The 24743-nt window shown below is 38.1% G+C and carries 29 protein-coding genes and 1 riboswitch; of the genes, 11 read left to right on the top strand and 18 right to left on the bottom strand.

Translation table 11 applies throughout. The annotated features are described in order from the left end of the window. Positions 1-139 precede the first annotated feature (139 nt). Positions 140-1258 carry a radical SAM/CxCxxxxC motif protein YfkAB gene (gene yfkAB / locus ACFYKT_RS13400; protein ID WP_389220289.1) on the top strand — a complete coding sequence of 373 codons (1119 nt, stop codon included), beginning with the start codon at positions 140-142 and terminating at the stop codon, positions 1256-1258. Between the two features lie 282 nt (positions 1259-1540). Here the strand turns inward: yfkAB and ACFYKT_RS13395 are convergent, their stop codons facing one another. Together ACFYKT_RS13395 and cax are read right to left on the bottom strand one after the other, a co-directional pair. Next, positions 1541-2359, bottom strand: coding sequence for a YfkD famly protein (locus ACFYKT_RS13395; protein ID WP_389220286.1), 819 nt, complete (start codon positions 2357-2359; stop codon positions 1541-1543). A 462-nt stretch (positions 2360-2821) separates the two neighbouring features. Further along, positions 2822-3880 (bottom strand): calcium/proton exchanger, encoded by a 1059-nt coding sequence (cax, locus tag ACFYKT_RS13390; protein WP_389220283.1) that lies wholly within the window; start codon positions 3878-3880, stop codon positions 2822-2824. 210 nt (positions 3881-4090) lie between these two features. Between cax and ACFYKT_RS13385 the strand changes: the two genes are divergently transcribed. Both ACFYKT_RS13385 and ACFYKT_RS13380 read left to right on the top strand, forming a co-directional pair. Next, the gene (locus tag ACFYKT_RS13385; RefSeq protein ID WP_389220281.1) at positions 4091-5275 is read left to right on the top strand and encodes an MFS transporter; all 1185 of its coding nucleotides are present in this window, start codon (positions 4091-4093) and stop codon (positions 5273-5275) included. A gap of 468 nt (positions 5276-5743) precedes the next feature. Beyond that, positions 5744-7669 carry a heavy metal translocating P-type ATPase gene (locus ACFYKT_RS13380; protein WP_389220278.1) on the top strand — a complete coding sequence of 642 codons (1926 nt, stop codon included), beginning with the start codon at positions 5744-5746 and terminating at the stop codon, positions 7667-7669. Between the two features lie 232 nt (positions 7670-7901). Here the strand turns inward: ACFYKT_RS13380 and ACFYKT_RS13375 are convergent, their stop codons facing one another. Genes ACFYKT_RS13375 through ACFYKT_RS13365 form a run of 3 tightly spaced genes read right to left on the bottom strand, consistent with a single transcriptional unit; the run spans position 7902 to position 9615 of the window. Next, on the bottom strand, positions 7902-8726 hold the full coding sequence (locus ACFYKT_RS13375; RefSeq protein ID WP_389220275.1) for a YihY/virulence factor BrkB family protein: 825 nt from the start codon (positions 8724-8726) through the stop codon (positions 7902-7904). A 42-nt stretch (positions 8727-8768) separates the two neighbouring features. Next, positions 8769-9125 carry a YtxH domain-containing protein gene (locus tag ACFYKT_RS13370; protein ID WP_389220272.1) on the bottom strand — a complete coding sequence of 119 codons (357 nt, stop codon included), beginning with the start codon at positions 9123-9125 and terminating at the stop codon, positions 8769-8771. 19 nt (positions 9126-9144) lie between these two features. Next, on the bottom strand, positions 9145-9615 hold the full coding sequence (locus ACFYKT_RS13365; protein ID WP_389220269.1) for a low molecular weight protein-tyrosine-phosphatase: 471 nt from the start codon (positions 9613-9615) through the stop codon (positions 9145-9147). 403 nt (positions 9616-10018) lie between these two features. Here ACFYKT_RS13365 and ACFYKT_RS13360 point away from each other — a divergent pair, with 403 nt between their 5' ends. The 4 genes from ACFYKT_RS13360 (at position 10019) to ACFYKT_RS13345 (ending at position 12463) form a co-directional block, all read left to right on the top strand. Beyond that, entirely contained in the window at positions 10019-10246 is a 228-nt protein-coding gene (locus ACFYKT_RS13360; protein WP_389220266.1) for a DUF1128 domain-containing protein, read from the top strand. 118 nt (positions 10247-10364) lie between these two features. Further along, a complete protein-coding gene (gene mnmH / locus ACFYKT_RS13355; protein ID WP_389220263.1) occupies positions 10365-11423 on the top strand; it encodes a tRNA 2-selenouridine(34) synthase MnmH in 1059 nt (352 codons plus the stop codon). A 153-nt stretch (positions 11424-11576) separates the two neighbouring features. Beyond that, the gene (locus tag ACFYKT_RS13350; protein WP_389220260.1) at positions 11577-11900 is read left to right on the top strand and encodes a helix-turn-helix domain-containing protein; all 324 of its coding nucleotides are present in this window, start codon (positions 11577-11579) and stop codon (positions 11898-11900) included. Between the two features lie 143 nt (positions 11901-12043). Continuing rightward, on the top strand, positions 12044-12463 hold the full coding sequence (locus tag ACFYKT_RS13345; protein WP_389220257.1) for a hypothetical protein: 420 nt from the start codon (positions 12044-12046) through the stop codon (positions 12461-12463). 196 nt (positions 12464-12659) lie between these two features. Here ACFYKT_RS13345 and ACFYKT_RS13340 read toward each other — a convergent pair whose 3' ends face one another. From ACFYKT_RS13340 to tapA, 8 genes are all read right to left on the bottom strand, one after another. Further along, a complete protein-coding gene (locus tag ACFYKT_RS13340; RefSeq protein WP_389220254.1) occupies positions 12660-12809 on the bottom strand; it encodes an anti-repressor SinI family protein in 150 nt (49 codons plus the stop codon). 29 nt (positions 12810-12838) lie between these two features. Then, a riboswitch (cyclic di-GMP riboswitch) is annotated at positions 12839-12932 on the bottom strand. 288 nt (positions 12933-13220) lie between these two features. Then, a complete protein-coding gene (locus ACFYKT_RS13335) occupies positions 13221-13541 on the bottom strand; it encodes a DUF5658 family protein (RefSeq protein ID WP_389220251.1) in 321 nt (106 codons plus the stop codon). Positions 13542-13587: 46 nt separating this feature from the next. After that, positions 13588-13758 carry an anti-repressor SinI family protein gene (locus ACFYKT_RS13330; protein WP_389220248.1) on the bottom strand — a complete coding sequence of 57 codons (171 nt, stop codon included), beginning with the start codon at positions 13756-13758 and terminating at the stop codon, positions 13588-13590. Between the two features lie 96 nt (positions 13759-13854). Further along, a complete protein-coding gene (locus tag ACFYKT_RS13325) occupies positions 13855-14067 on the bottom strand; it encodes a hypothetical protein (RefSeq protein WP_389220245.1) in 213 nt (70 codons plus the stop codon). 60 nt (positions 14068-14127) lie between these two features. Further along, positions 14128-14997, bottom strand: coding sequence for a hypothetical protein (locus ACFYKT_RS13320; RefSeq protein WP_389220242.1), 870 nt, complete (start codon positions 14995-14997; stop codon positions 14128-14130). Positions 14998-15069: 72 nt separating this feature from the next. Next, entirely contained in the window at positions 15070-15717 is a 648-nt protein-coding gene (locus ACFYKT_RS13315; protein WP_389220239.1) for a TasA family protein, read from the bottom strand. Between the two features lie 89 nt (positions 15718-15806). Continuing rightward, entirely contained in the window at positions 15807-16385 is a 579-nt protein-coding gene (gene sipW, locus ACFYKT_RS13310; protein ID WP_389220236.1) for a signal peptidase I SipW, read from the bottom strand. An 18-nt stretch (positions 16386-16403) separates the two neighbouring features. Continuing rightward, positions 16404-17129 carry an amyloid fiber anchoring/assembly protein TapA gene (tapA, locus tag ACFYKT_RS13305; RefSeq protein WP_389220359.1) on the bottom strand — a complete coding sequence of 242 codons (726 nt, stop codon included), beginning with the start codon at positions 17127-17129 and terminating at the stop codon, positions 16404-16406. 247 nt (positions 17130-17376) lie between these two features. Between tapA and ACFYKT_RS13300 the strand changes: the two genes are divergently transcribed. Then, the gene (locus ACFYKT_RS13300; protein WP_389220233.1) at positions 17377-17730 is read left to right on the top strand and encodes a helix-turn-helix domain-containing protein; all 354 of its coding nucleotides are present in this window, start codon (positions 17377-17379) and stop codon (positions 17728-17730) included. Then, positions 17720-18343 (top strand): class D sortase, encoded by a 624-nt coding sequence (locus ACFYKT_RS13295; RefSeq protein ID WP_389220230.1) that lies wholly within the window; start codon positions 17720-17722, stop codon positions 18341-18343. Before ACFYKT_RS13300 ends, ACFYKT_RS13295 begins: the two co-directional genes overlap by 11 nt. A gap of 72 nt (positions 18344-18415) precedes the next feature. Here the strand turns inward: ACFYKT_RS13295 and ACFYKT_RS13290 are convergent, their stop codons facing one another. Both ACFYKT_RS13290 and ACFYKT_RS13285 read right to left on the bottom strand, forming a co-directional pair. Beyond that, the gene (locus ACFYKT_RS13290; RefSeq protein ID WP_389220227.1) at positions 18416-19327 is read right to left on the bottom strand and encodes a pseudouridine-5'-phosphate glycosidase; all 912 of its coding nucleotides are present in this window, start codon (positions 19325-19327) and stop codon (positions 18416-18418) included. A 16-nt stretch (positions 19328-19343) separates the two neighbouring features. Then, on the bottom strand, positions 19344-20441 hold the full coding sequence (locus tag ACFYKT_RS13285; protein ID WP_389220225.1) for a carbohydrate kinase: 1098 nt from the start codon (positions 20439-20441) through the stop codon (positions 19344-19346). A 379-nt stretch (positions 20442-20820) separates the two neighbouring features. On the opposite strand from ACFYKT_RS13285, the gene ACFYKT_RS13280 reads away from it, so the two are divergent. Both ACFYKT_RS13280 and ACFYKT_RS13275 read left to right on the top strand, forming a co-directional pair. Further along, on the top strand, positions 20821-21237 hold the full coding sequence (locus ACFYKT_RS13280) for a MarR family winged helix-turn-helix transcriptional regulator (protein WP_389220222.1): 417 nt from the start codon (positions 20821-20823) through the stop codon (positions 21235-21237). 28 nt (positions 21238-21265) lie between these two features. Further along, the gene (locus tag ACFYKT_RS13275) at positions 21266-22474 is read left to right on the top strand and encodes an MFS transporter (protein ID WP_389220219.1); all 1209 of its coding nucleotides are present in this window, start codon (positions 21266-21268) and stop codon (positions 22472-22474) included. Between the two features lie 77 nt (positions 22475-22551). Here ACFYKT_RS13275 and motB read toward each other — a convergent pair whose 3' ends face one another. From motB to ACFYKT_RS13260, 3 genes are all read right to left on the bottom strand, one after another. Further along, complete coding sequence (gene motB / locus ACFYKT_RS13270; protein ID WP_389220217.1) at positions 22552-23328, bottom strand: flagellar motor protein MotB; 777 nt, start codon at positions 23326-23328, stop codon at positions 22552-22554. Continuing rightward, positions 23321-24115, bottom strand: coding sequence for a flagellar motor stator protein MotA (gene motA, locus ACFYKT_RS13265; RefSeq protein ID WP_389220214.1), 795 nt, complete (start codon positions 24113-24115; stop codon positions 23321-23323). The genes motB and motA overlap by 8 nt, the downstream gene beginning before the upstream one ends. Before the next feature lie 299 nt (positions 24116-24414). Then, entirely contained in the window at positions 24415-24675 is a 261-nt protein-coding gene (locus ACFYKT_RS13260) for a hypothetical protein (RefSeq protein WP_389220211.1), read from the bottom strand. Positions 24676-24743 lie beyond the last annotated feature (68 nt).

Below are 24743 nucleotides of genomic sequence, written 5' to 3'. Positions count from 1 at the left end.
AAACGGTCTTGCGTTCACTAGTCAAATAAATTTTTTTCAAGAAGATCTGAATAATTGTTTTTCTCTTAGAATAATGAGTATCTATTGACAATACAGTCTGTAAAATTAATAATATCAGATGTTAATAGAAAGGAAGAAAATGATGTTAGAGAAACAAAAGCAAATAAGCCCGAAGCATGATCCATGGGAAACGTACATGGATATGGATGAGTATGGAAAGCTTACGCTGTCCAATATTGAGTTTACTACTACTGTTTTATGTAATATGAGGTGTGAGCATTGTGCTGTCGGCTATACGCTTCAGCCAAAAGATCCAAATGCACTTCCCATAGATTTATTGCTTAGAAGGCTTGAGGAAATTCCTCATTTGAGATCTTTAAGTATTACCGGTGGAGAACCAATGCTATCGAAAAAGTCTGTGGAAGAGTATGTTGTGCCATTACTCCGTTATGCACATAATCGTGGTGTTCGAACACAGATTAATTCGAACTTAACACTGGAGCTTAGCCGCTACGAGGCCATCATTCCTTACCTTGATGTACTGCATATTTCTCATAACTGGGGAACAGAGAAAGACTTCATTGAAGGCGGCTTTGCGATGATGGAACGAAAGCCCACAGTTGATCAAAGAATGAAGCTTTTTGATCGAATGATTAATAATAGCCGTGAACTGTCAAATGCTGGAGTGATGGTTTCTGCAGAGACGATGCTTAATAAACGGACACTGCCCTACCTTGAAAAGATCCATAAGCAAATTGTTGAAGAAATGAACTGTGGACGGCATGAAATTCACCCAATGTACCCTTCTGATTTCGCCTCCACATTAGAAACACTTTCTTTAGAAGAAACGCGTTCGGCCATTCATCATCTACTTGATATCAGAAATGAAGATACATGGATGCTGTTTGGTACACTTCCATTTTATGCGTGTAGCTCGAATACAGAGGATTTAGATTTATTAAAGCGACTTTACGCATCAAAAAATGTCACTGTACGAAATGACCCTGATGGGCGCTCACGTTTAAATGTAAATATTTTTACTGGTGAGGTTATTGTGACTGATTTCGGTGATACTCCCGCTCTTGGGAATATTGAGAAGGATGCGCTTGAAGATGTATTTAAGAAGTGGATGAATTCAAGCCTTGCCCGTTCTCTGAGCTGCCACTGCCCACAGGTTCGATGTCTCGGCCCGAATGTCTTAGTGAAAAATAGCTATTATAAAGAGATCAATTTCTTAGATAGAACGGCTAATCTTTGAAACATGCTGTTTTCGCAAACATTGCTGCTAATTAACAAATAGTTGGTAAAGGTTGATTTCCGCTCCAGGGTGTTCGCTTTCCGCGGGGTGGGCGCTGAGCCTCCTCGGTGCAAAGCACCTGCGGGGTCTCAGCTGTCCCACTCCTCCCGCAGGAGTCTCACACCCTTCCGCTCCAATCAACCATGTGTTTTGGCCTTTGTATCACAAAACAACAACCAGCCAATAATTGATGGCTGGTTGTTTAATTTTAGTGCACTTATGGATATCTGTTCAACAGACACCTTATCTTGGGCGTTCAGATGCCATGAATCCGAATGACACATGATCTTGGATTGGAATCCAGGCTCCTACTCCTTGGGAGGTTACATTTTTGACAATAATCATTTTCTTGTTACCTTTTAGCATGATATACACTTCACCATAGGTTACTTTTCCTTTTTCATTAACAGCTGGGGCATAGCCATATAAGTATCCTAATCGTTTCGGAGGAATATTGTATTTATGATCTTTTTTTGTACCAGCTCCGATAATCGTTTCAAAGCCAAGAGGCAAACCAGACTTCTCCGTAGCTTTTACTAGCATCATCTTTTTCACATCTTCTGTATTAGGAACTTTTGCCGTTAATCCCCCACGGACCACCTTTTGTGCTTCTTGAACATAATGAATCTGATAAGGAGCTTTTCCTCCCCGGTTGTCAAAATAATTCGTATTTATTTTTTGATATTCCCAATTGGGCGATGTTTCAGCTGACTCATAATGTAACGGCCATTGCCCTAGATAAATGATGGCCCGGTATCCAATAGCAAATGGGGTGCTATTGACCGTCGTTTCATTTAGCATTCGAATAAGATCAGGATTTTCAATCTTTACTTTTGCTGAATCAATTAGCTTTTGAGTCAATTCACTTGGCTGCAAGGTTGGCATATCTTGTGCCGGATTTGGATACGTATTCTCTTTCGTAATTTGCAATACAGAGCTTGGCACAGTGACAAGCTTTGGAGCTGCCTCATCCTTTTTCTTCTCCTTGTTTGCCTCAGCTGGCTGCTGAATTGAAAACATAATAAGTAGACCTAATAAGAAAATGGACAGATATTTTTTCACGCTAATAAAACTCCTTTCAACTCACTATCTTTTTAGGGTTGCTTATAGTTTTTTCGGAGTTCTATTATATTATCCATTCCTTGCAATAAAATTAGTTCATATTTACCACAATTTGTAACAACTTTGTAAAAATCAGAATATTTACAAATATTAATGATTATTGTATAATAAATTTACTTAATAGCAAAAGGAGGGCCGCTAAGTCAATTCGCTTACTAATAAAGGAGGATGACGTTTTTATTGCAAAGAAATCATCGTTCCAACATAGGTTTTCTGGTCAAATAACCACATGAAAGTTGGTGATCAAGCCTTTCAAGCGAGTAGATTTACATTCCTTTTAATCGGATCAATAGAAAACGACTCTGCGATAGTTGCAGAGTCGTTTTTGCTTGTTGAGAAACGATATTTAATTAGGAATTTGCAACTTTTTTGCAAAAATCCCCTTTATTGCATCCGAATGATTTATAAAAGATAAAATCCAATGCCCATGATCAGATAGGCAGCAAGTAAAGTTGCACCTTCAAACCAGTTCGTTTCACCATCATTTGAAATAATGATCATTAATAGGGCAGCTGTGACCATTGTAATGAGTTCTGGAAGGGTGAACACCAATGGCATGGCTGTTGGAAACATTAATGAAATTAATACAAGTAATGGTGCAACAAACATAGCAACTTGTAAAGTAGAGCCGACAGCAATTTCAACAGCTATATCCATTTTATTTTTATAAGCCATAATAATTGCAGATGCGTGTTCAGCTGCATTCCCTACGATTGCTACAATCACAACCCCAATGAATAATTCGGACCAGCCAAATGTTTCTCCCACCACATGAAATGTGTGGACTAAATTCTCAGATATATAGGCAACTGCAATGGTAGCTAGAAGGAGAACGAGGATTGCCTTGCCCTTGCCCCATTCAGGCTCTTCTTCATCATGTCCTCCTTCACCCGAGTTTTCGGTTTGGTAAACACCACGGTGAGTAACTAATTTGAAAAACAATGCGGCTAGATATAAGACAATTAAGATGATTGATATTCCGACACTAAAACTTAATGTATGGCTCTCTGACATGGACTGCGAAAAAATTTCTGGAATAACAAAAGCGACAATAACGCCAAACATGAGCAATCCCGAATTATGCCTTGCATCATACACATTGAACGTCTGCCTCTTATACTTTAAACCGCCAATAAAAAAGGATAAACCTGCGACTAATAATAAATTCCCTAGCACAGATCCCGTCAAAGAGGCAAGAACGACTCCGATCAATCCGGCTTTCAGTGCGAAAATAGATATGATTAATTCAACTGCATTTCCAAATGTTGCATTTAACAATCCGCCAATCCTTGGTCCTGTTACAATAGCAATGCTTTCTGTCGCCCTCCCCATGAAACTAGCAAGGGCAATAATCGATAAGCAGTAAATGATAAACAGCAATATACTCGACCAATTCATCAATGTTCCAATAACAGATAACGGTACCCCCACTAAAACAAGCACCCCAAAAACTTTATTCATTCATATACACCTTCCCTTCGTCATTCATTGCACCCCAACATATTGTTTTATTTTCCCCAAGCCCGAAGAAATAAAAACATCATTTTTTCTTGCCAATTTCCATTCCTCTCAGTTACCATCATTATTGTATGTAATAACCCAAATATAAGATGACTAAAAAGGTAAAGCTGATATACTCAGTATTTACCATTGAAATAGAGGGAAGAAGAAATGAATAAGGAAAATAGAAGGTTTAGCATTTTAATTAGCATTGTTGCCATTTCCGGATTCAGTCAGGGGATGCTGCTTCCTTTAATTGCGATTATTTTTGAAAATGAAGGAATTTCATCAAGCTTGAACGGCCTTAACGCAACCGGTTTATATATTGGAATCTTATTAATATCCCCCTTTATGGAATATCCATTAAGAAAATATGGCTATAAACCGATCATTATTCTAGGTGGATTACTTGTTGTTCTTTCATTAATCCTCTTTCCTGTATGGAAATCCTTTTGGTTTTGGTTTGTACTAAGGCTGCTTATCGGTATTGGCGATCATGCTCTCCATTTCGGGACACAAACTTGGATTACTACTTTTTCACCTGAACATAAAAGAGGAAGAAACATCTCTCTCTATGGATTGTTTTTCGGAGTCGGCTTTGCGGTAGGTCCGATGATGGCCCCACTTGTTAAAGTAAATGAAGCACTGCCATTCATCGTTTCTTCTATTCTCTGCTTAATAGCTTGGCTATTTGTATTTACATTAAAAAATGATTTTCCTGAGCAAACAGTTGAGATGAATTCGTTGAAAGAAACATTGAAGCGTTTTAGAAAGGCTGCAAAATATGGTTGGGTGGCTTTTCTTCCTCCTTTAGGCTATGGCTTTCTTGAAGCCTCACTAAATGGCAGCTTTCCTATTTATGGACTGCGGATTGGACTCGAAGTGTCAAGTGTATCTATTCTTCTAACCTCCTTTGCCATCGGGGCAGTTGTTTTCCAATTGCCGCTTGGGATTCTCAGTGATAAATATGGAAGAAGAAATATTTTGATGATCATTTTATTTGCAGGGTTTCTTAGCTTTACTGCCGCAAGCTTTTTAGAAGAAATGATGATTGGCTTAACGATTTGCTTATTTATTGCAGGGATGGTTGTTGGCTCCACCTTCTCACTTGGGATCAGTTACATGACTGATTTAATGCCAAAAAATCTATTGCCTACAGGAAATTTGCTTTGTGGTGTTGCCTTTAGCATCGGGAGTTTAGTTGGTCCGTACATTGGCGGTGTTTTCATTCAATATTTCCATTCAATCAGCTTCTTTCATATTATTAGTATGATGCTCTTAATTCTATTCCTGATTGTTGTGATGTTTGGTCAAAAGCAAATCCTGACCAATAAGGAGTCTTCATTCAATAGCTAACCGTTAATTAATGTGAAACAAATCTCTGTTCAATTCATAGGTTATATAGTAAACTAAAGTTAATTAAAAAAAGGGGATTCTGGAGCTAGATCATTGTCTAATTTCAACTATTTCCTTTTGCCATTTAAATATTTAAATCAAATTTTTTTGCTGTCGCCTTCGGGTGGCAGCTTTCGTCGTTTAATAGGGCAATTGATGCTGATTATTTTTCTCATTGAGAAACCTTTGGACACTAGATTTTAACAAATGGCTCTTTTTTCTAAAAGATTGTTGATTGGAGCGGAAGGTTGCGAGACTCCTGCGGGAGTAGTGGGACAGCTGAGACCCCACAGGCGCATAGCGCCGAGGAGGCTCAGCGCCCACCCCGCGGAAAGCGAGCGACCTGGAGCGGAAATCAACCTCTACTAATTCGTGTTGAATGCAACAATGTTTACGAAAATAGCCTAACCAATAAAAGGAGGAAAAGTCATGGGTACAGAAGCAAAAGCGATAATGGAGAACACAATATTAGCTGAAAACGAAAGTATATTTGATAAAGTAAAGCCTCATGCCGAATTAATTGCCGCTCTATTTAGTGGAGTACTTATTGGAGCAGGCTGGCTGCTTGACAAAAATGGGCTTGCAACAGCTTCTATTGCCATATATATACTGGCCTTTATTATTGGCGGGTTTGCCAAAGCAAAAGAAGGAATTGAGGAAACGATTGCCAATAAGGAATTAAATGTTGAAATGCTCATGGTTTTTGCAGCGATTGGCTCTGGTATTATTGGCTATTGGACTGAGGGCGCCATCCTCATCTTCATCTTTGCTATTAGCGGCGCCATGGAAACCTATACGATGAACAAAAGCCATAAAGAGATTTCTGCTTTAATGGATCTGCAGCCAGAAGAGGCCTTACGAGTCACTAATGGAGTGGAGAAAAAAGTTCATGTTTCAGAATTAGCCGTTGGAGATCTCATTTTGGTCAAACCAGGTGAACGCGTCCCTTCTGACGGAAAAATTCTAAAGGGGCATACAACCATTGATGAAGCGGCCATTACCGGCGAGTCACTGCCCGTTTCTAAGGACCGTGACGATGTCGTATATGCTGGAACAGTCAATTTAAACGGTTCAATTACAGTCGAAATTACAAAACCAAACAGTGAAACTCTATTTCAAAAGATCATCCTGCTTGTCCAATCAGCCCAAAGTGAGAAATCTCCTTCCCAATTGTTTATTGAACGATTTGAAGGAACATATGTTAAGGTCGTATTAGCCGTTGTAGTTTTAATGATGTTTGTCCCCCATTTCCTATTAGGATGGAGCTGGACTGAAACCTTTTATCGTGCGATGATCCTGCTAGTAGTTGCTTCCCCTTGTGCTCTTGTTGCTTCCATCATGCCTGCCACCTTGTCAGCCATTTCAAATGGGGCAAAGCATGGGATTCTTTTTAAAGGCGGAGTGCATTTAGAAAATCTTAGCCATTTAAAAGCCATTGCTTTTGATAAAACTGGAACACTTACAAAAGGAAAACCCGAAGTAACAGATATCATTGTTGCTGATGGAATTTCGACTAATGATATTTTATTACATGTAGCCGCAATTGAAAGTCACTCTACACATCCTTTAGCAAATGCCATCGTCAACTATGCAAAGAAAACCTTGGGTGAATCTTTTATTACTCCAGAAAGTATTGAAGATGTTGCAGGCTGGGGTGTGAAAGCAAGGATTGCTGATGTAGAATGGAAAATTGGCAAAGCAAAGTTTGTAGGCATCGAAGCTGCTGAGCACTTTGCAGATGGGGCTGCAGCCCGAATGGCAAGTGAAGGAAAAACCGTTGTCTTCGTAAAGCGAAATGATCTAGTAGCCGCAATCATTGGACTTCAGGATGTCGTCCGTAAAGAAACCAAGCAAGCAATTGACGACTTAAAAAAGCAAGGGATCTACACCATTATGCTGACTGGGGACAGTCAAAATACAGGAAAGGCCATAGCAAAGGAAGCCCATTTGGACGACTATATTGCTGAGTGCCTGCCCGAAAATAAAGTAGAACATTTGAAAGAAATAAAAGAAAAATACGGAAGTGTGGCAATGGTTGGTGATGGAATCAATGATGCTCCAGCACTTGCAACTGCCAATGTTGGAATTGCCATGGGTGAAGGATCTGATGTTGCGCTTGAAACAGCGGATGTTGTCTTAATGAAAAATGATTTGCCGCGTATCTCTGAAGCCATCCATCTTTCAAAAAGAATGAACAAAATCATTAAACAAAATGTTATCTTTTCAATTACAGTTATTATGTTTCTCATTGCCTCAAACTTTCTTCAATTTGTTGATCTGCCTTTTGGCGTTATTGCTCATGAAGGAAGCACCATTTTGGTCATATTAAATAGCTTAAGGCTATTAAAATCATAAGAATAGCCCGGGGATTCCCCGGGCTTGCTTTTTAATGATATCCATTCTGTCCGTTTGCAGAACCGGATGTTTTTTGTTTAGGCTTGTTTTTGCCCTTTTGCTTTGTTCCACCATCTTTTTTTGTTTGCTTTGTCATATGGATAAACCTCCTTTTGAAAACAATCATTTTCCCCTGTCTTATTCTTTAACAGAAACCAGATTTTATAAAAGGAAACTTATAGCATCATTCAGTTTAGCATTCTTCACTTTTGTATTTGCTGAAGATCGCATTAATTTCTCCACCAAGGATAATGATGATCCCCGTTAAGTAAAACCAGATCATAAGCACGATAATGGCTCCAATGCTCCCATACGTTGCAGAGAAGTTGCCAAAATTTGTTACATAATAGGAGAAAGCAAGGGAGGACAAAATCCAGCCGACAGTAGCAAAAATGGCTCCTGGTACAGCCGTAATGCATTTTAATTTTTTATTCGGTGCAATCCAGTATAGTCCTGTAAATACAATGAATAGGATAATGGAGCTTACCAGCCATCTTAGCGTGTTCCAAGTAGCCATAAATTCATCAGATAGGCCAAACTTAGCAAATAGGTACACTCCAATTAATTTCCCAAATACAGGCAGCAGTAAAGCAATAACAAATACAAATAGCATTAGAAAAGTAAATAGGATCGCCATTCCCCTTGAGATAAGAAAGGGACGGCTTTCCTTCACATCATAGGCCTTATTTAAAGCCCTAACAATGGCATTAATCCCATTAGAAGCAGACCAGATTGTTGCAATAATTCCAAACGAAAGCAGCTTTCCATTTCTTTTTGAAAGCTCATTAATATTCGTTTCAATTAATTCCATGCTGTCTCCTGGGGCAAAATCACGAATAACCCCAAGAATATCATCCTGAGTTATTGGTAAATAAGGCAAAAGCGTAACTAGAAAAAGAAGTAATGGAAAGAGGGACAGCAGAAAGAAGTAGGCCAATTGTGCAGCAAGGCCAAAAACATCATCATCAAACACTCTTTTCCACAACCTCGGAATCAAAGTTGACAAAGCTCGTCCCATTCCAGCACCTCCTTCATTTAGGTTCTAGCCCTTCTTCTCGTTCTACAAAGGCCATTCCTTGTATGTAAACGATTCATCCATCTCCTCTTCTGAAAAAGCATCCTTTGTATCTTTCACAAGTCCCACCACTTCTGGTGTACCCTCTTGCAGCTCTCCTACCTTTTCCGCAATAAACGAAACTTCAGAGCTTACTTGTTCTACCGTTGTTTTAATTTTATTTGTGACTTCTCTTACTTGACTAACCGCTTCATTTGGATGCTTCACATAGTATGAAATCCCACTTGTTGTTTTCTTGCAATTCGTCAGGACAGATTGACGGGTATTCTTATCGAACAGACTAATCGCTCCACCAGCTATTGCTCCTATGCATACACTTTTCCAGAATAAAGACTTCCCCATTATTCTCACTCTCACTTTCTTATATATTATGGTTTCTCCTAAGATCTTTTAACAAATACATGCAGCCTTTTTTGACAAGCTCATACGTTTCTTCAAAATCTCCAGTAAAGTACGGATCTGGAACATCTTTTCCTATTTGGTCATCAATATAATCAAGCAGCCTGACAATATGTACATCTTCATCCCTCTGAATTAACTTTTTGATATTCTGAACATTTGATTCATCCATCGCCACTATGTATTGAAAGTCTTGCAAATCCTGCACACTAATCTGCCTTGCAAGTAGACCTTCTGCATTTATTTCGTATTTGGTCAAAATATCCTTTGTCCCTTTGTGTGGGGGACTTCCAATATGCCAATCACCTGTACCAGCAGAATCAATTAAGATCTCATGTTCCAATCCTTCCCTCTTTACAAGATCACGAAACATCGCTTCTGCCATCGGCGATCGACAAATATTACCTAAACAGACAAATAACACTTTAATCATTTCATTCACTCCTCCTTCCCATTATTTTCATCCATAACGCCATCTTCTGCAACCAATATCCATACTTTCAGTTGACATTTCACAAAGAAAATGGAAAGATGGGAATACTAAAGTTTGTACTTTATTAATAAGTTGTATAAATGAAAAAGATTCACAAAAAAAATTGGTTGATTGGAGCGGAAGGTGCGAGACTCCTGCGGGCTGAGTGGGACAGGTGAGACCCCGCAGGCGCTTTAGCGCCGAGGAGGCTCACCGCCCACCCCGCGGAAAGCGAGCACCTGGAGCGCAAATCAACCTCTACCAACTACATATTATTTAGCCATGTTTGCAAAAACAATCAAATAAAAAGAAATACTATTTTTAATCCAATTGGAATAAGATAGTTTGGGGAGGGGATCCATAGATGGAGCTAACAAAGAAATCAACAGAAAACGTTGAGTACATGATCGAAAAAATTAAAGATAAACTTAAAGTCTTAAACCTAGGTGCCATTAAACCATCACATTTTGATGAGGAAATGTACGAAGAATTAAAAGACATTTATGATCTCGTGATGAAAAAGAATTCCTTCAGTCCAAATGAAATGCAAGCATTAGTAGAGGAACTTGGAAATCTTAGAAAGAATAAGTAAGGAAAAACAGCCTAGATTTAAGGGCTGTTTTTCGTTTTGCTGGTAACTTCTTATCATTTTATCTTCTGCTAAAATCAGTTAAACTACTTATTATACGTTAAGTTTCGGAGGAAACAATATGAAAGAAATAACTGTTGATCAGTTGCTCCAACTGAATAATGCAGTTCCTGTTGATGTGCGGTCTCCTGGTGAATATAAGGAGTTTCGAATCCCCGGAGCCGTCAATATCCCTTTATTCACAGATGAAGAGCGAGCAATGATCGGAACAATTTATAAACAAGAAGGTTCAGATGTAGCAAAATGGAGAGCAATGGAAATTGTTTCTCCAAAGATCCCTTCTATGCTAGGGCAAATTAGAGAACTCCATGAGAATGGCCATTTGCCAGTCATCTATTGCTGGAGAGGTGGCATGCGAAGCAAGGCAGTCGCAACCTTTATGGCTTTTGCAGGGATTTCCCTGCCACGATTAATCGGAGGGTATCGAGGGTATCGTCAATATATTTTAGAAAAGATACCAACCATGCTGCCCGACAAAGCAATTACCCTTCACGGCATGACAGGTGTTGGAAAAACGGATATATTAAAGGGATTAAGAGAACAAGGATTGCCAGTCATTGATTTAGAGGGACTAGCTGGTCATCGAGGATCTATTTTTGGTACATTCGGATTGTTTCCTGGCAACAATCAAAAAACATTTGATTCCCTTCTATTTCAATCTCTATCTGAAATCAAAGATTCATCCTTTTTCCTAATCGAAGCAGAGAGCAAACGAATTGGCAAGGTCGTATTGCCTGATGAGCTATTAATAAGAAAACAACAGGGCATGAATCTTAATCTACAAGCTTCCATTCCCTCACGTGTTGAGCGAATTTACCAAGACTATGTTAAGCCCTATCTTGAAGAAGGTTGGTTCTATGAGAAAGTAATTGAACGTTTAGCCTTTATTAAAAAACGCCTGAAGAACCGTGAAATTATTGAGTTGTTAGATGAAGAAGCCACCGCTCAGAATTACAAATCAGTAATCAAAATATTACTTGAAGATTACTACGATCCACGTTATACACATAAACATATGGAGTATAAAGAACCATTCCTCCATATTGATGCAGAAAATACACATGATGCAATCAAAGAAATTATGAAGGTAATCGCATCCAAAGAAGCATTTAGTAAATGATTTGCTGCTTTTTTTGAGCTATTTATTACCATTCATTTTGATTTATGTGCTAAAATATGATCATTTTCCAAACAATATTGTTCTTAATATGGAACTTTCTATTGTTTTTTGATATGATTGTATTACATATAATAATAAGGTGTGTGAGATTGGATGATCGGTGAACGCGTAAAAATACTTCGCAAAGAAAAGAAAATGTCGTTATCCGAACTTGCCGAACAAGCTGGCGTAGCCAAGTCTTATTTAAGTTCGTTGGAAAGAAATTTACAAACAAATCCTTCCATACAATTTCTCGAGAAAATCGCAGCTGTACTTAATGTACCTGTCGATCATTTAATACATGAGCAGCCAAATAAAGATGATCTGGATTCAGAATGGATGAAAATTGTACAAGAAGCAATGAATTCTGGTGTTTCAAAGGAACAATTTCGCGAGTTTCTGGAATTTAATCGATGGAGAATTGATCAGAATAAATAACAAATACGAAGTACGAAAACTTATCGATCATGGGTTTTTCGTGCTTTTTTATTTTGGGAGACTTCACTATATTTGTTCTCCAGAACAATAGCATTCATTCGGGGAATAAGGTAAGATTGTGTTGAAAAGGAGGTGACAATAGAATGAGTGATTTTAATCGGATGGAAGAAATGTTATCGACTTTAATTACGATGGTTGGTGGCATGCGGGAAGATATGAATGAAATGCGGGGGGACATCAATGAAATGAGAGAAGACATCAATGAATTGAAAGTTGAACAGGCAAAAATGCGCGATGACATTAATGAATTGAAAGTTGAACAGGCAAAAATGCGTGATGACATTAATGAACTAAAAGTTGAACAGGCAAAAATGCGCGAAGATATCAATGAACTGAAAGTTGAACAGGGGAAAATCCGTACTGAGAATGAAACGAAGCATAAAGAGATTATGAACATGCTTCATGTAATTAAGGCAGAACAGGACTATGTTTGGGACAAGACTGTTCACAATGAAAGAGACATCGTGAAGATTAGAGAAGAGGTACGCCTTTTAAAAGAATAGCCAACCCCCAGACCACTCCTTCATCAGCGTCCTTTATATTAGTGAGCTTTCTTCCACATATACTTATGAAATTTATGTTGCTATAAGAGTGCTAGAGCTCATAGCAATTGAGCTCTGGCCACTTTCTTCAAAATAAAAAGCATTTCCTGAAAGTACAAGACCCCCAAAGAAATACTTAGCTTGATCTCCTATTCAATTAACGACCTTCTATAATCATTTGTTTGACACTATTTTTCATTAAAAATTCTCTGATCTTTTCTTTCTCTATTCCCAGGTTCTTCGCTTCTACCATAAGCTTCACCCATTCTGTGTCAATTCCCTCAACTTTTGATTTTATCTCAACCACATAATTCCCCCCAAAATACGTATCGTATTCCAGGCAATCCAGCCATCTTAGTATTTTATTCCACTATACCTTAGACCTGTGACTTTGCGTCCCTATCTTTCAATAGGTTTGCCTTTTTCTGTGTCTATTTAGATAGATCATTTACTCTATATGTAAATTGTATATGATTCAAATCACTCTCGGTGTTACTTTTTGTCTATTCTGAAAACTTATATTCAACTATTGTTAGCCAACAATCGACATTTCCCTACAAATTCAAAATATTGGATATTAAAAAAGTAGGAGTTATGTAGGTCAAAAGACCATGCTCCATTCATAATTCTAATAAAATAATAGCGAAGCCCGTCGAAACTTTTATTACAAAATATTAAACTTTACTTTAAATGTCATTGACATACTTTTTTGTTTACACTAGAATCTGCTGGTGAAAAGGGAAAGAATAATCGGGGTAACCCATACGCAATGCAGAACAATAACAGCCGTATACAAGGCAGAGGCTACAGTTGTCAAAACCTTTACAAGACGAATAGTGGGTAATTTATTAAATCGAATTAATATGTAAAGAAAACCGGAGAGCAGCACTTTATACCCGAGAAAGAATAGCGGATTTGCTTCGTATAAATCATTCATTAATGGGTTTCCTTCGTTTATCAGTAAGTAGCGAAGGCCAATAAAAGTAATAGCACCATCAAATAAGTTTAAGATCGCTAGATAAGAAAAGGCCTTTTTCAAATAGATCATCCTTTTTTTCATTCAGTACATATGGAGATATCTATACTTAAATACTTGGATTACTTTCACTATGTGATTTATTTTCGAGTAGTATATCTTTAACCTTATTTAAATAATCTAAGACCTCACTTTTCTCTATTCCTAAATTCTTTGCTTCTTTAAGTAACTGCAGCCATTCTTGATCTATTTCAGTGAATTCTGCCTTTGCCTCAACCACGTTCTTCCCCCCAAATATGTATTCATTTATTTCATATTTCAATATCCCCTGGCACATGAAAATTCTTTCGATATTTTTTAGTAAAGTAATCCATTATTACTTTATTGCTTTTAAATAAACAGAACCACTGCGGTACTTCTCCATTTTCTTTCGGAAAGTTGGCACCTTCACATTTATTCTTTCCATTGTCATCGCATCAAAAAACGGATACAAGGTCAAATTATGCCCACATACCGGACACAGCCATTCTCCCCTTTCACTGCTGCTAAATGATGGACGACAACATCGATCACAATTTTTCTGATACATAAGGCACCACCTTTATAAAATAATAAGGCCTTTGAAATAGTCTATTCCTCAGGCCTTCAATTAATGATTACGACGTAAATTTCTGAAATATAACACGAAAAGCATGCTCCCAGTAAATAGAAGCAGTCCACCGATTAGGAGAGTGTTGTAAGTATTGGTTGCTGTTTTAGGTAAAAGTTTATCTGTCATTTCTGGAGATACGACAATTGGATTTGTAACCTCTACATCTGGATTATTTGGGTCCACTGGATTACCCGGTTCACCTGGTTCTCCTGGATCATTTGGATCAACCGGATCAGGATTTGGATCTGGGTCTGGGTCTGGGTCTGGATCTGGATCTGGGTCTGGGTCTGGATCTGGATCTGGGTCTGGGTCTGGATCAGGGTTTGGATTTGGGTTAGGGTCTGGGTCTGGGTCTGGGTCTGGATCTGGATCTGGATTTGGATCAACAGGGTCAGCTAATGCTTCGGCCTGAAAGATAATTTCCACCTCAGCTGCAGAGCCTTGAAACTCATTCCCAAGTTCGTATGGCATTGTTACTTGAAAGAATACAGTTTCACTGTTACCCTTTGCGAGATTTCTTGGTGTGAATCCAGCGAAGTCTTTCAGTTTGCCTTCGAACAAAATAGCTTCATCCTTCTTAACAAGTAAATCTAACTCTTCAAATAATCCTTTAACTGACTTTTTCTTACCTATAAATGCCGTATATTTAAAATCGCGTTTACCTTCGTTTAAAATAGTGATATCTCTTGGCATCCAGTCACCTGGTTTTAGGTTTCCAACCTCAAAAAAATACCCATTGGGATTTGTATTTATATCTATCTCTTTTTCTTCAGCAAGTACACCTATCTGTTCGATAAATACAAATGAAAAAATTAATAATATTAATAACAATTTTATTAGTTTTGAAAGTAAACCTTGATTAATCATGGCATACCTCACCTACGATTTATATTATCTTAAAAAGGTGGAGAAGCAATTCTCCACCTTTTTATTAATAAATTAATTTCTTACTTCCCCAGCGGTTTGTCTACCTTCAAACGTCCACTCTAAGTTAAGTTTTAAGTCTTGTAGTTCGTTTTGTGGTACACCAGTATCATTAAATCTGAACTTCACTTCAAAGTCATCGACAGATTCTTTTCCAGTTCCAGCCTCAATTCCGTCTCTTAATACATAATAAGGGAAAATCCATGCCCATTCTCTATCAAACTCTTGAGCTAGGCCTTCCGGTGTCATTCCTTTTAATTCCTTTAAAGACTTAGTTAATATAATTTCTTTATCCCTATTTTCATCACCAGTATTCACCAAGAAATCAACCATGATTTCACTGGCGTAAGCATCTACTAAATCAGCTGATATTGTGTCTCCATTAGTTTTAGTAGCTGTGTAGTTAGTATGGAGCAATACATTTCCAATATCTAAAGATCCTTCATTAATAAGCTTGAATGTCTTTTTTATCGAATCACCAGGTTTAAAATCAGTGATATCGACAACCGTAGTTGGATCAACAGAAATATCTAATGTACCGGAAGAGAAGTGATTAGTTTGAACTGCAGAATCACTAAAGTAAGCAAACGTTCCTCCACCAATTAAAGACATTCCTAGTGCTGCTGATGCGATTCCTAAACCTAATTTTTTCTTAATACTCATTTTCCATTTCCTCCTCTTACCCTTTTTGGGTATGTATAATTGTTTTTTTATATTGACCCTTGTTATGTTGAACAAGGAGTACAAACTAGTTAAGCAGTTTTTTCTTTGGTTTCATCTTTTTTGGGTTTTGGATCAATTTCTCTAAGAGCCTGATAAATACTAAATCCTGCATAGCCCAAAAGCAATATTCCAGGACCGATAAGCAAGATGGCACTTCCTTCTTTTGATTGAGCAAAATCTATGAAATATCCTATAAAAGGAATCGTAAAGCCAGAGTAGACGGCAACAACATTGTCAGATAGAACAGCGTCCATATCTGCAGTTTGGTTGTTATCCCCTTTTGTTTCATACATGACATGTTCACCGCTAGTGTTTACTCCAATGATTCTGTGAGTGATTAGAATATCCTCACCTGTTTGGAATGTGATAATGTCATCTTTTTTAAGGGACTTTCTTTCCTTTGAATCAAGCGGCTTTACCGCAATAACTGAGCCAGTTTGAAAGGTTGGTTCCATTGATCCTGATAAGACGGTTTTTAGCTGATATCCAAAGGCCTGCGGTTCTCCTCCAGATGCCTTGGAGGAGACCACGAGAAAGGCCATTAAAATTAAATTGAAAAATAGAATGACTGTAATTATGTTGCTAATAATCTTTAGTGTTTTTTTCAAAATTTTCACCTACCTAATTTAATTGCTATTTTTTTGTTCATCAGATGGTGGTTCAACAGGCGTAGATGGTGGATCTATAACAGGAACTTCTTGGATTGGTTCTTCTATTGTTTTGTCTTCATTATCTTGATTTGGTGGTTGCTCAGCTTTTTTATCTGGTGGAATCTCAATAATGTCCTTATCAATTTCTACTTCCTCTTTAGGATCCTCAACAATAGGTGTTTCGATTTCTTCTTCCTGTTTATCAAGAGCTTCTGGATCTATCTGTTCTAATGTTGTCACTGCGATTACGCTACTCCAAACAGCATGATTTACGTCATTTTCATCATATGCTTTAAACTTATACACCCCATTTTTCTCTGGTGTATATTTTACATCTGTTTTTTGATTTTCATTTAACTTATCGAAAGCCCCTTCGAAAAGCTTTTCTCCATTTTGCGGGTCACCAGTTTCAATATAGTACACCTCATACGTACCTGTAGATTTCATTTCTGCTCCACTGTTTGTGATTTGCGCAGAAATATCATTTCCACTAAGGGTTTCTTGTTCAATGCTTAAGGAACTCAGCCATATCCCCGCCGCTATCGTTCCATTTACTTCATTCGCATCTGAAAAAAATGCATTCGTCTGACCAGTAATGGCAGTAGACATTCCTATGAGTAAATACCATGCAGCAGCAATTTTGACAAATACCCATAATAGCTTGTTTTTCTTCCCGAATTTCTGTAATCTCCCATATCTGATCGGAACCCCTCCTCACCGAGCTCTCGTTCTTTAGTTTCGTTCGTTTTGTTCTTTATACCGAACCGATAAGTTGAGTATAGTCCATATGAATTATTTTGAAAAATTCGAAATTCAGCCATTTTTGCGTTATAAAGAACATTTTTCGTTCGTTTTCTCAAAATTGCTCTATTTATCTTAAAATTTCGTATTTTTTATTGAACGTTTTGTTCGTTATAATGGAATAAAACTGAATAAAGGAGAAAAATCAATGGTGGGTATGCGAATTAAACGATTGAGGCAAGAGTTAGGATATTCTATTAATGAGCTTTCCGAAAAAGCAGGGGTGTCGAAGTCTTATTTAAGCTATATAGAAAGAGGAATTCAGCGGAATCCCTCACTGCAAGTGCTATCTCGTTTAGCTAAAACATTGGATACAACAATGGAGGATTTATTAAATCAGAAAAAAATGGATGGAAGTTCCACTGAATTTCCTCTTGATGATGAATGGATTAAACTCGTTCATGAGGCAGAAGAGCAAGGAATTACAAAGGAGGATTTTTCTTATTACTTAAGTTTCATAAAATTCACTAAAAAGAACAAGGAGGATAAAAGTGGATCGTAAAAAAGGCTCCTTACTACTAGCTTCCTCTCTCTTGATTCTAACTGGTGTCTTTCTTATCATCCTGTCGTTAACAGATATCAATAGACAAGAACAAGCTACAGAACAATCGCTGACAGAAGCGAAGGAGAAGGTTGAGTTTACTCGTGAGCAGTCTGCAAATCCCGTTCTTCAAGAAGAACAACTGACTGATTTCTCTTTTAAAAAAGGAGAGGCTATCGGCATATTAGAAATTCCTAAATTAGATGCAGAGCTCCCTATTATAGAAGGAACCGATGAAGATGAGCTTGAGAAGGGTGTTGGCCACTACTCAAGTACTGCATTACCTGGACAGCCTGATCAAATTTTGCTCTCAGGACATCGTGATACTGTTTTCCGTCGCCTTGGAGAGTTAGAAATTGGAGATATTTTCTACATATCAATGCCTTATGGACGTTATAGCTACGAGATCACGCACACACAAATCGTTGATGCCAATGATACAACAGTCATTCAAACGACTGCACCAATCGAAACTCTTACAGTTTCCACTTGCTATCCCTTTTCTTTCATTGGTGATGCCCCAGATCGTTATGTGCTGACTGCTCTCCGTATAAATACCACAATGCCAAAATAAATGCCAATTCTTCCCCATGCATCTAGCATAGATCCGAATTGGCCATTTATTTATTTTTTCATCTAGATGAAATTATTTCTTCAAACTTACCGCAATTTTTGATCCTACTTCAGCATTATGCTTCACTAACGCAATATTGGCTGTCAAACTTTTTCCTTCTGTTAATTCCTTCACTTTTCCTAAAAGGAATGGTGTTACTTTTTTACCTGCGATATTGTTTTCCGCTGCTTCGTTCAGCGCAGTTTCAATAACATTTGTAATAAAAGCTTCTTCTAGTGCGTCTGCTTCTGGAATTGGATTAGCTACGACCACACCGCCATTTAATCCAAGCTCCCATTTCGTACGGATCATTGCCGCAGCTTCTTCCGCTGTATCTACACGATAGTTGACACTAAATGGACTTGTTCTAGTGTAGAACGCTGGCAGTGAATCTGTTTCAAATCCAAGAACAGGAACTCCATGTGTTTCAAGATATTCTAATGTAAGACCGATGTCGAGGATGGATTTCGCACCCGCACATACAACTGCCACATTTGTTTGGGCAAGCTCTTGAAGGTCAGCAGAGATATCCATTGTTGTTTCTGCCCCGCGGTGAACACCACCGATGCCACCTGTTGCAAAAACTTCAATCCCAGCATATTGTGCACAGATCATTGTTGCTGCTACAGTTGTTGCTCCGTGCTTCTTATTAGCCACTAAATATGGAAGATCACGTCGACTCGCTTTTTCAATATCCTTGCTTGTCCCAAGGAATTCAAGCTCTTCATCTGATAAGCCAATTTTGATTTTGCCATCCAAAATTGCAATTGTCGCTGGAACGGCACCGTTTTTGCGGATGATTTCTTCTACTTCTCTAGCAGTTTCCACGTTTTGCGGGTAAGGCATTCCGTGTGAAATAATCGTTGACTCTAGTGCTACGATCGGCTTATTTGCTTTCTTCGCTTCTTGAACCTCAGCTGAATACTCTAACCAATTTGCAATCATGATATCAAAAACTCCTTTATTTAAAATATTGTTGGAAAGTTTCTTGCAGTCGTATATGATTTAATGCTGGATTAACTGTCTCATGTGACTGTAGTGTTAATACAGAACAAGAAATCCCAATTTTACAAGCATCTTCTGTATTTAATCCATTTAGATGGCCAAACATAATGCCTGCTACAAGTGAATCTCCAGCACCAGTCACATCTTCTACATGAACCTTTGGAGGATGAAGGATTCCCTTTTCTCCCTGCTGTGTTAAATAGATTAAGCCTTTATCACCACGTGTGAGGACAACCTTTTCTACCCCTTTTTTCATGATTTTCTCAGCTGCTTTGAAAAAATCATCCTCATCATTAATTGTCATCTCAGACAATGCCTCTGCCTCATCTCTGTTAGCAATCAGCCAAGTAACACCTTGAAGACTTTCTGGAAGCCTCTTTACCTTCGGAGAGGAAACAGGTGTGATACAAAGCGGAATATTATCTTCCTTGCAGCGTACAATGACATGTTTTAATACATCGGCTGATAAATTGGTATCCATAACAACCATTGCTGATGAAGCTAAATATCCCCATTTTTTTTCTATAAAATCAATATCAATGGAGTCATAAATAGCCATATCTGCAAGCGCAACTGCCATTTCTCCTTCATTGTCCAGAATGGCCGTATAAGTTCCGGTAGCCAAATTTGGCGACACTTGAGATGGGCTGATATCAACAAAAGTTTTCGTATAGTCAAGCAGCCATTCTCCCTCATGATCTTCTCCAACAATGGTCATTAGAGACACATTACAGCCTAGTCGCCCTAGGTTCTCTGCAATATTTCTGGCGACTCCGCCACAGGATTGTGAACTTTCAGCTGGATTGGATGTTCCGAATTGAAGATGGTTTAGCGCTTGAATTTTTCTATCAATATTCGCTCCCCCAATAGAAATAATATCCTTTTGTTTCGGAAGAACGTATGCCCTGCCTAGCAGCTTTCCTTCTTTTGTCAAAGAAGAAATGTATCCTGCTACAGCTGATCTTGACAGATGCGTTTTCTCAGCTAATTCAATTTGTGAAATAAATGGATTAGCGTTGATAAGCTGTAAGATCAATAATTCCTTTTCATTCATAAATAACTCAGCCCCAATATTTATAAACTTATGTCTACATTATAAACTTATGTCCCAATTAAAAGCAAATGTTATTTCCTGCTAAATATAATCCCCTTTCTAAAAGATCATTGTATTTGAATAAATTTTTTATTCCTCAAAAAGACTAGTTGATTGGAGCGGAAGGTTGCGAGACTCCTGTGGGAGTAGTGGGACAGGTGAGACCCCGCAGGCGCTTTAGCGCTGAGGAGGCTCACCGCCCACCCCACGGAAAGCGAGTAACCTGGAGCGCAAATCAACCTCTACCACCAACTAATGTTTCATAAAACCAAAAAAGATAGACAATGTAATGTATTGAGAATATAATTAGCTAGGTAACTAATTTCGATTGGGTGATTGTATGTACAAAAATCAAAGCAACTTCTTTCATTCTATAAACCAATTTACACGTCATTTCTCAAAGTCTTTAAACGAAGTATTAGTTCCGCTTGGATTATATTCCGCACAGTGGACCATTATTTATCTACTAAACACCAATGGACCATCTACACAGAAGGATCTATCACTTTACTTAGGAGTTGAGGCTCCTACAATGACTCGTACATTAGCAAGATTAGAAAAGGCAGGCTGGATTTCAAAACTCTCTGGAACTGATAAAAGAGAGAAAAAGATCTTCCTTACAGATTTGGCACATAAACAATATGAAGTCTGGCTAGAAGCTGTCCAAGCCTGTGAAAGCAATGTACTAAATAATATTAGTGAGGAAGAACGCGATTTGATGCAAAAGATCATCGAACGAATGAACAATAATCTTTAAGTACTTTTCTATTTCCTAGGAGGTCATCATGAAGAAACAACCATTATGGACAAGGGATTTCTTAGGAATTTCCTTTATTAGCTTTTTTCTATTTATTGTTTTTTATATTTTGCTAACAACATTACCTATTTATGTATTGAATGAGTTAGAGGGGAATGAAACTCAAGTAGGATTAATCGTCTCCGTCTTCCTAATAGCCGCTGTTTTGTGCCGGCCGCTCACAGGAAAATGGATCGATCAACTAGGCAGAAAAAAGATTCTGCTCTCTTCTGTCATGATATTTTTTATTTCTAGTTTTTTATATTTATGGACAGATTCTATTCCTCTACTGTTAGCCTTGCGGTTTCTACATGGAATTGGATTTGGAATGGCGACTACAGCAACCGGGGCAATCATTGCGGATATTGTGCCAAATAGAAGAAAGGGCGAAGGGCTTGGCTATTATGCATTGTTTATGAATTTAGCCATGGTCATTGGACCATTTGCTGGCTTAACTATTATCCAGTTCACAAGCTTCAGCTTGCTTTTCATTCTTTGTGCTATTTTGGCTTTGATTGCCTTATTACTTTCATTACTTGTTCGTATTCCTGAGGTTGATACATCAATTGCTGTGACCAAGCAGCCTGCCAAGTTTTCCTTTGCCAGCTTTTTCGAAAAGAATGCAATTCCTGTATCCATCGTTGGTGGGGTATTAGCACTTGCCTATTCGGGAATTCTCTCTTTCATTTCTGTTTATGCCAGTGAGCTTGGGCTACTTAAAGCAGCAAGCTTTTTCTTTGTCGTTTATGCGGCTTCTATTGTCTTAAGCCGACCTTTTACTGGCAGATGGTTTGATCTTTATGGTGAAAACAAAATCATTTATCCGTCCATCCTTTTATTTGCTATTGGAATGGTGTTACTTAGTCAAGCAGAGTCCACTTTTCTCTTTCTCTTTTCTGCAGCAATTATCGGATTAGGCTATGGCAGTCTTTCCCCAAGTCTGCAAACAATAGCAATCAAGAACTCAGACCCAACGAAAAGAGGCTTGGCCACATCAACCTTCTTTACCTTTTTTGATTCTGGGATTGGTCTTGGCTCCTATGCGCTTGGCGTTGTTGCTGTGTATACAAGCCTTTCTACATTATATTTAGTTCTTGCAGGCGTTGTTCTTCTCGCCTTACTCGCATACTATTTATTACATGGCAAAGAGTCTGCGGCCAAATCAATCATTCATAATGAAGCTGATGCTTCTATATAGAAAATATTTTGAGCAGGATCCTCATATGGATCCTGCTTCGTTTTTTATTCATACAAAAAAGCTAAACCCATTAGAGTTTAGCTTGCGTTTCTAGGTAGAATTAATATTTCTACCCTTCTATTTTTTTCTCTTCCACTGCTTGTATCATTCGGTGCGACTGGCTGGAATTCACCAAAGCCTTTTGCACTAAACTTTTTTGGATCAAGTTTTTCATTTTTTAAGATTATTTTCATAAAGTTAATGGCTCTCATCACACTGAGTTCCCAGTTGGAATCAAAAGGAGCGTTGCCAATCGGTACATTGTCAGTATGTCCGCTTATAATAATATCCCGAGGCGGATCCATGACTAGAAGCTCGCTAATTTCATTAGCAATGTTTCTATCATTTGGCCTTACATCTGCACTTCCTGGTGAAAATAATACATTATCCCTTATAGAAACCATTAAACCTTCACCAGTTAAAGAAGTTTGCAGTTTACCAGCCAAGTGATTTGCTTCAATATACGAATTGACTTTTTCCTGTGTTGATGCCAGCTCTTTCTGATCGGCCTTTTTTAGTAATTCTTCATCAATGTCTAGACTATTTGCATCATCATTTTCTGAGTTTTTACTTGCCACTTCCCCCTGTTTCTGTCCCTCAGGCATCGGGCTTTGATATTCAAAAATCCCAGTCCCACCAGTAAAGGCACTATTTAAGGCTTTTGAAATGGCTTGGAATTTGACTGCATCAATGGAACTTGAAGCAAAAAGAACGATAAATAACGCTAACAGTAATGTAAGAAGGTCCGAATAAGGAAGCAGCCAAGATTCATCTACATGCCCATCATCGAGTTTTTTCTTTTTCCGTTTACTCATCTGTCTTCACGCTGCTTTCTTCAAGAAATTTCTTTCTATCTCCAACAGGTAAATAGGAAGCAAGCTTTTGTTCGATAATCCTCGGAGCTTCTCCTTCCAGAACAGATAACACACCTTCAATCATCATTGATTTGAGCTTAGATTCTAGCTTTGATTTCCGCTTTAGCTTATTAGCAAACGGATGCCAAAGCACATATCCAGTGAATATCCCTAGCAATGTCGCAACAAACGCTGCACTAATCGCATGCCCTAATGCATCTGTATCACTCATATTTCCAAGTGCCGCAATCAAACCAACAACTGCACCCAAAACACCTAGAGTTGGAGCATATGTCCCAGCTTGGGTAAAAATTAATGCTCCCGCTGAATGTCTTTCTTCCATTGCTTCGATTTCTTCACTAAGTACATCACGTATGTAGTCAGCACTCTGGCCATCAACTGCAAGGGATAGCCCATTTTTCAGAAATGGGTCGTCAATTTCACTCGTTTTTGCTTCTAGTGCAAGCAGTCCTTCTTTTCTAGCTAGTTGAGCCCATTCAGAAATCATTTTAATTAAATCTATTGGATTCATTTGCTTTTTCTCTTTAAAAATAATGCCAAATAACTTCGGAACTCGCTTAATTTCGCTTGCAGGGAATGCGATTACAACTGTTGCTGCTGTACCTACAAGGATAATTAAGATGGCAGCAGGGTTTGCTAATGCTTGAATAGGAACCCCTTTTAAAACCATCCCAACCCCCAATGCCGCTATTCCTAAAATTAATCCTATTACCGATGTTTTATCCATATGCGCCTCACCCATTTTCATTAATCTTTGATTTGATCAAAAGATTTCTCTCTTCTTTATTTCGACAAAATCCACTCAAGCTTTAGGTAAAATCTCATATTATTTTCTTAAAAAAAGGGAAAAATAGCTTGAAAAATGCTTTGTTACTGTCTAATACTGATAAAGAGCCTTTGGTGTGCACATGGATGGATTTTATTCGAATGCATAACTTATTGAGCGGGTATACCAAAGGTGATTTCGTGCACCACCAATAAAACAAAAAGAAACAGGGATATTACTCCCTGCTCCCTCTCATTTCATTACCAGAACCGACAGCAGCCTCTTCTTCTATCATTGCTTCCAGCAACATTTCCACAACCACAGCGACTTCTATTGTTGCTTTCTGCTCCTGCTACGTTTCCGTTTCTGCAGCGACTTCTATTGTTGCTTTCGACTCCTGCTACGTTTCCATTTCTACAGCGATTACGATCTTCTTCACCTAACACAAATACATTATTAGCACGGACAATCACTTGATCAGCATTAAGAACTGGTCTTCTATCATTATTATTACAAGACATAAATTTCCCTCCTTCCCTTTCAATTAAAATAGAATATGCTTTAAATAAATTATTGAGTGGACAGACAT

This window comes from Cytobacillus mangrovibacter, assembly GCF_042865275.1.
In the GTDB taxonomy this organism is placed as follows: Bacteria; Bacillota; Bacilli; order Bacillales; family Cytobacillaceae; genus Cytobacillus; species Cytobacillus mangrovibacter.
The sequence above is the reverse complement of the archived record's forward strand: the minus strand, read 5'-3'. Positions and strand labels throughout refer to the sequence as shown.